Source organism: Mesorhizobium sp. (assembly GCF_004962925.1).
GTDB lineage: Bacteria > Pseudomonadota > Alphaproteobacteria > Rhizobiales > Rhizobiaceae > Mesorhizobium.
Map to the genome: position 1 here is coordinate 122322 of NZ_SUEO01000002.1, position 5659 is coordinate 127980.

Here is a 5659-nt window from a genome sequence, read left to right on the forward strand (position 1 = left end):
CGCGGGAGGAGGTGCGGCGGGCGCCGTTTTTGTGGTCAACCCTCGGGAGGAGGTGAAGGCTGACCGTATTCGTCAGGGTCGGGGAGGAGGTCGACCCTGGCGAAATTCCTTGATTAGATCGCCTTGCGGGCGACGGTCTTGATCTCGTCGCGGACGATGCCGAGATCATGAAGCTGGCGGTTCGAAAGGCGACCCAGCTCGGTAACCGTCGAGCGATAAACGCGCCAGTTACGATAGTTGCGGATCAGGTTCATTGTCGTTCTCTTTTCAAGTCAAACTGGTTCGGACCATTTGCGGTCCGAAAAGGATTAGACCGCCTTGCGGGCGACGTAGTGGATGTCGCTGCGGCTGATGCCGAGGTCGGTCAGTTCGCGGTTGCTCAGGCGGCTCAGCTCGGAAACGGTGTCCCGGTAGCGGCGCCAGTTGCGGTAGTTGCGGATCAGGTTCATGGTATTTCTCGTTTCGTCTTTCTTTCGGATCATTCCGTCTTTGTGTACGCCCAGAAGATAGGTGGGGTCATATCGATTTAAAAGCGCTATTGGTGCATGGCAGCAATGCAAATTGTGCAATGCACCATCACGGTGCGCTCACGTGTTCGACATAGATAAACCGGAATCGGAAAATGTCGTGGCGTCAACGATTTGGCCGGGTCGGCTGAAAAAAAGACCAAGCTGGGGGAGAAAGGTATGGCGAGCTATTCGTCACGCGTCACGGCCGATATCGCACGATGGCTGCAGGCCGGCCTGATCGATGCCCCGACAGCCGACGCGCTGACCCGCGACGTCGAAGCCAATCAACGGAGATCGCTGAGCTTCGGTTCGATCCTGGCGATGATGGCGGCGCTTCTGTTTGGCGCGGCCATCCTGATCTTCGTCGCCGCCAACTGGGAAGCCATCCCGCGGCTGGCGCGGGTGGCGGCGCTCTTCGCCATCATCATCGCCGGCTATGTCGGCGGCGCGGTGCTGAAGACACGCGACCATGCTGCGATCGGCGAGGCACTTTGGATCGTCGCCGCAGCGGCATTCGGCGGATCGATCGCGCTGATCGGCCAGATGTATCATCTGTCCGGCGACGAGGCATCGGCCTTGATCACCTGGGGCGCGGGCACAGCCTTGGCGGCGGTTGCGCTGCGCTCGAACCCGCTGACCGTTGCGGCGGTCGGCATTGCCGACGCCTGGCTGATCCTCACGGGGTTCGACTATTTCAGGCGCGCGGAATTTCCGCACCTCTTCGTCGTTATGGCGATCGTGCTGTTTGCCATTTCATTCTGGACGCGCAGCCAAGCGGCGCGCCACCTGATCATTCTTTCGGTGCTCTTCTATCTCGTGCTGATGGTAATGGAATACGAAACGCTGCAGGTCGCTGTCCCGCTCGTCGTCGTGTCGGCGGTGCTTTTCGCGGTTGCGATCTTCGCCGCGGGGTCCGTCGACAGGATCGTCCGGCTTGGCGGCCGGCTGCCTTTGCATGCCTTGATCGGGTTTCTCATCGGCCTGGCGATGATCCAGTTCGAACTGGCCGATGAAAGCAACAACAGCGGCTTTGCCATTGCCTCGGCCATTGCGCTTGCCGGCATTGTCGCAGCAATCGTGCTGGGAGGCCGCGAGAGCAGGGGCTTGCGCTGGGTTGCCTATGCCGGCTTCGCCTTCGAACTCGCCATCATTTACATGGTGATGCTGCAGTCGATGCTCGACACGGCAGGCTTCTTCCTGGCGGCAGCAGTGCTTCTCGGCATCCTTGCCTTCGTCATCATCCGCATTGAAAAGCGCATGAGGTCCCCGAGCGTGGAAGGAGCGGCGGCATGATGACCGGTAAAAAACTGATCATTTCGGCGGTGGTGCTGGCGCTCGTCCAGATCGGTTTCCTGAGCTGGATAATCGCCGGCCGTGCGGCGATCTTGCGCGACGGCAGGCAAGTGCTGCTGAGGGTCGAACCGGTCGATCCGCGCGATCTCCTGCGAGGCGACTTTATTCGCCTTGGCTATGAGATTTCGCAGATACCGGTGAAGCTGATCGCCAATGTTCCGGCTGGTAAGCTGTCCAGTGACGACACATCCATTGTGGTCAGGCTGAAGCAGGGCGCCGACGGCTATTGGGGTGCGACCTCGGCCTGGTTCGGGCAAGCACCGGCGCCGGCAGCGTCGGACGAAGTCGATATCGTCGGACATGTCGCTGCGGGGTGGGACCTCAGCGCAGCAACGACAATCGCGCCGGATTACGGCATCGAACGCTTCTATCTGCCCGAAGGCGAGGGGATGGCGATCCAGAACGACATGCGGGTGCGGCCGTTCGGCGTCCGTGTTGCAATCGCGGCCAACGGCACGGCGCAGATCAAGGCGCTGATGGACGGCGACAAGACGCTGTTCGAGGAACCGCTTTATTAGAATTGAAAAGCGTGGCCGGCTCGGACAGCATCAAACATGACAATTATCCTGACGACACGAGAAGACGTAAATCTCAGCTCTGTTTTCCGCGTCGCCTGGAAAAAAGACACGGTGCAAATCAGCGACAAGGCCTTGCAGCGCATCGCAGAGTGTCGCGCGTCGTTCCTGCGTCTCATTGAAACCGACCCTGTACCGGTCATCTATGGCGTAACCACCGCCATGGGAGAACTGGCGAGCAGGCGGCTCGAACTTGGCGAGCGGGGTCGCCATGCACGCATCAAGGCGTTTGCAGCCGCCACATCGTTCGGCGAGCCTTTGCCGGATCGCGTGGTGAGAGCGATCGTGCTCGCCCGCCTGGCGAATTTCCTCGAAGGAAATGCCGCGACGACACCACGCATGGCGCTCGCCGTAGCCGCGATGCTGGACGGCGGACCGATGCCCATGGTGCCATCCTCCGGCCAGGGCGGCGCCGGTGAAATCCTGGCCCTCTATCCGCTGTTTGCAGAGCTTTCGACGCGCTTCGACCTGGAGGTCAAGGAACGGGGCTCCCTGATCAACGGTTCGCCTTGCGCTGCCGCACTTGTGGCCGATGCGGCCTTGGCGGCTCGCCGCCGCATTCGCCTTGCCGAAAAAGTCTTTGCGCTTTCGATCGAAGCGTTTCGCGCGCCGCTCGAACATTACGATCCGGCGCTCGATGCGCTTTGGGGCGATGAACACGAAGCAGCGGCCCTGCGGGGATTGAGGGAGTTTCTTGCCGGCGCCGGCACTGGGCGCCGCAACTATCAGGCGCCGGTCAGCTACCGCATCGTCCCTCGTATCCTCGGACACGCGCATCGCGCGTTGGCATCGGCAGAGCGGGCTGCCACCGTGTCGCTCGCTTCGGTCTCGGACAACCCGGTCTACATCCCGCCTGATGACGGGCACCCACTCGGGCGCTGCATCAGCACGGGCGGCTATCACAATGCCATGGCAACACCCGCTCTGGATGATCTGGCGGCGATATGGGCCGACATCTGCCTCTTGTGCGACCGCCACGCCTCGAAGCTTCTGAACGGCAAGGTATCGCTCCTGCCGGATCTGCTTTTGACGGGGCGGGATTGGAGCGACAGCGACGGTCACGGCAATGTCGGCTATGTGCCGATGGCGATCACGGGCTATCTGGAGCAGGCGAAACTCGCGGCCCAGCGCACTTTCATCCCGGGGACGGAATCGGCCGGCGCCGGGCAGGACGATGTCGCGACGACGGCCTTCCTCGCATGGACGAAGGAAGCACGCGCCGGCCGCTGCCTCGATGCCGCGATGGCGATGCTGGCTGTGATCGCTTCGCAAGCATTGCATGTCACCGAGCGCGAGGCTCCTCCGGCGCTTCAGTCGTTCGCCGCGGATATCAGAAGCATCGTGCCGCCGGTCGGCGGCGATCGCGTGCTGGGGCCTGAACTGGCGAATTTGACCGAATGGTTCACGCGCCAGGTTTTCGAGGAGTAGGCCGCCCCAATTAGTGGTGCGGATGAAGCGGACCAGCCCGCACTGGCGGGCGTCGGATCCTGGACATCGATGTTTCTGTATCCACAAATAGTTGTTGTTGTGCTAAGGGTTTTCGTATACACAAAAACCTATGATGTTCGTTTGGGACGAACCGAAACGCATGGCCACCCTTGAGAAACATGGGCTGGATTTCGCGTCTCTGGACGAGACATTTTTCCTGAACGCTCGCATCATCCCCGCCAAGGCGAACCGGTACTTTGCGATCGGCCGTCTGGCGGACAACACCGTTGTTGTCGTGTTCGCCTATCTTTGGACCGAAGGGCTTTCGGTCATCACCATGAGGCGCGCAAAATGCCAAGGAAAGGAGGCTGGTCGAATGATCCGCAAGAAGAGCAAGTTCGAACCCGGTCGCGGCTACACCAAGAAGGATTGGGATGAGGCAGATATCCCCGCGCTCGCCGATGAGCAGCTAAAGCAGGCCAAGCCATTTGCCGAGGTATTCCCCGAGATGGCGGCGAAGATGGAAAAGAACCTTGGCGGCCGTCCTCCACTGGAGAAGCCGAAGAAGGCCATCAACATCCGGCTCGACCAGGACGTGATTGAGAAGTTCCGCCGCACCGGTCCAGGCTGGCAGAGCCGCATCAATGAGGCGCTGAAGGCCGCAAAGGTCGGCTGAAGCCCGCGAGAGACCGTCCGACTGAAAACGCAAACAAGCCCGCCACACGCACGGCGGTGCTGGGAAAATGATCGGCGCGGCGATGGTGATCGGCTGTGGCTGCGGCCTGGAGCGTAGCCGTCAAGGCGGAGACGGCATTCGACTGGCTGACGATCAGGCAGCTGGTGCGGATGAAGGGACTCGAACCCCCACGCCTTTCGGCACTGGAACCTAAATCCAGGGCGTCTACCAATTCCGCCACATCCGCATTGCCCGGCCAATCCCATGTAGCCATCATTCTGTCAATGTCGCGGTCAAAATAGGGGCCGTTGGTTGGCGCATGATCCCGAAATCGAAATCGATTTCGAAAGGATCACGCGCCAAAATCAAGGTGCTACAGCGTCCTTTGCGCGCCCAAGAGGACGCGCGGCGCTGTAGACGCGAAGATGGTTGAAAATTAGCCACGCCTGTGACAAAAGGCGTGTCGAATGTGACGGGATGCGACGATCCGCTTCTGCAGAATGTGATAAGAAGTAGGAAAAACAAAGACTTATTCACATTTTGGAGCGTATTTCTGGAGGATTTGAGCCGCGTTGGGCGGACAGATCCTGAAGTCCCGTACCAAAAGCCATTCTCGGCAAGATCATACCGGCAGGTTGTAAACGGCAGGAGTCGTTTGGCGGCCTCATTGGTGAAAACAAAGGTTCTATGATGCAGGTCACCGAAACGCTCAACTCCGGTCTCAAGCGCGAGATCAAAATCACCGTGCCGGCCGGTGACATGGAAGCCAAGCTGATGGCGCGGCTTTCCGATGCCAGGAACAAGGTCCGCATCAACGGCTTTCGCCCCGGCAAGGTGCCGGTGCAGCACCTGCGCAAGGTCTATGGCAAGTCGTTCATGGCCGAGGTGGTCAATGAGATCCTCAACGATTCGACCCGTTCGGTCATTACCGGGCGCGGCGAAAAGGCTGCCATGCAGCCCGAAGTGATCATGACCGAGGACGAGAAGGAGGCCGAGAAGATCCTGGCCGGCGGCGCCGACTTCGAGTTCCGGCTGAACTACGAGATCATTCCGCCGATCGAGATCAAGGATTTCTCCGACATCAAGGTGACGCGCCAGGTGTTCGACGTGCCTGACAC

The 5659-nt window shown here is 60.3% G+C and carries 7 protein-coding genes, 1 tRNA gene and 1 pseudogene; 6 read left to right on the plus strand and 3 right to left on the minus strand.

Going from position 1 to position 5659, the window contains the following annotated elements; translation table 11 throughout:
• Nucleotides 1-113 precede the first annotated feature (113 nt).
• Complete coding sequence (locus E5W87_RS01490; RefSeq protein WP_258116602.1) at nucleotides 114-254, minus strand: DUF1127 domain-containing protein; 141 nt, start codon at nucleotides 252-254, stop codon at nucleotides 114-116.
• A 54-nt stretch (nucleotides 255-308) separates the two neighbouring features.
• A complete protein-coding gene (locus tag E5W87_RS01495) occupies nucleotides 309-449 on the minus strand; it encodes a DUF1127 domain-containing protein (RefSeq protein WP_006335194.1) in 141 nt (46 codons plus the stop codon).
• 237 nt (nucleotides 450-686) lie between these two features.
• Here E5W87_RS01495 and E5W87_RS01500 point away from each other — a divergent pair, with 237 nt between their 5' ends.
• From E5W87_RS01500 to E5W87_RS01520, 5 genes and pseudogenes are all read left to right on the plus strand, one after another.
• On the plus strand, nucleotides 687-1802 hold the full coding sequence (locus E5W87_RS01500) for a DUF2157 domain-containing protein (protein ID WP_292393285.1): 1116 nt from the start codon (nucleotides 687-689) through the stop codon (nucleotides 1800-1802).
• On the plus strand, nucleotides 1799-2380 hold the full coding sequence (locus tag E5W87_RS01505) for a GDYXXLXY domain-containing protein (RefSeq protein WP_292393287.1): 582 nt from the start codon (nucleotides 1799-1801) through the stop codon (nucleotides 2378-2380). Before E5W87_RS01500 ends, E5W87_RS01505 begins: the two co-directional genes overlap by 4 nt.
• 36 nt (nucleotides 2381-2416) lie before the next feature.
• Nucleotides 2417-3865 (plus strand): aromatic amino acid lyase, encoded by a 1449-nt coding sequence (locus E5W87_RS01510; protein ID WP_292393289.1) that lies wholly within the window; start codon nucleotides 2417-2419, stop codon nucleotides 3863-3865.
• Nucleotides 3866-4025: 160 nt separating this feature from the next.
• Nucleotides 4026-4157: pseudogene (locus E5W87_RS36010) on the plus strand (hypothetical protein); the annotation flags it as partial.
• A gap of 84 nt (nucleotides 4158-4241) precedes the next feature.
• Nucleotides 4242-4541 (plus strand): BrnA antitoxin family protein, encoded by a 300-nt coding sequence (locus tag E5W87_RS01520; protein ID WP_292393304.1) that lies wholly within the window; start codon nucleotides 4242-4244, stop codon nucleotides 4539-4541.
• A 162-nt stretch (nucleotides 4542-4703) separates the two neighbouring features.
• On the opposite strand, the gene E5W87_RS01525 is transcribed toward E5W87_RS01520, so the two are convergent.
• Nucleotides 4704-4788: transfer RNA gene (locus tag E5W87_RS01525), tRNA-Leu, on the minus strand.
• 443 nt (nucleotides 4789-5231) lie between these two features.
• On the opposite strand from E5W87_RS01525, the gene E5W87_RS01530 reads away from it, so the two are divergent.
• A partial coding sequence (locus E5W87_RS01530) for a trigger factor (protein ID WP_292393291.1) occupies nucleotides 5232-5659 on the plus strand: 428 nt, incomplete at its 3' end.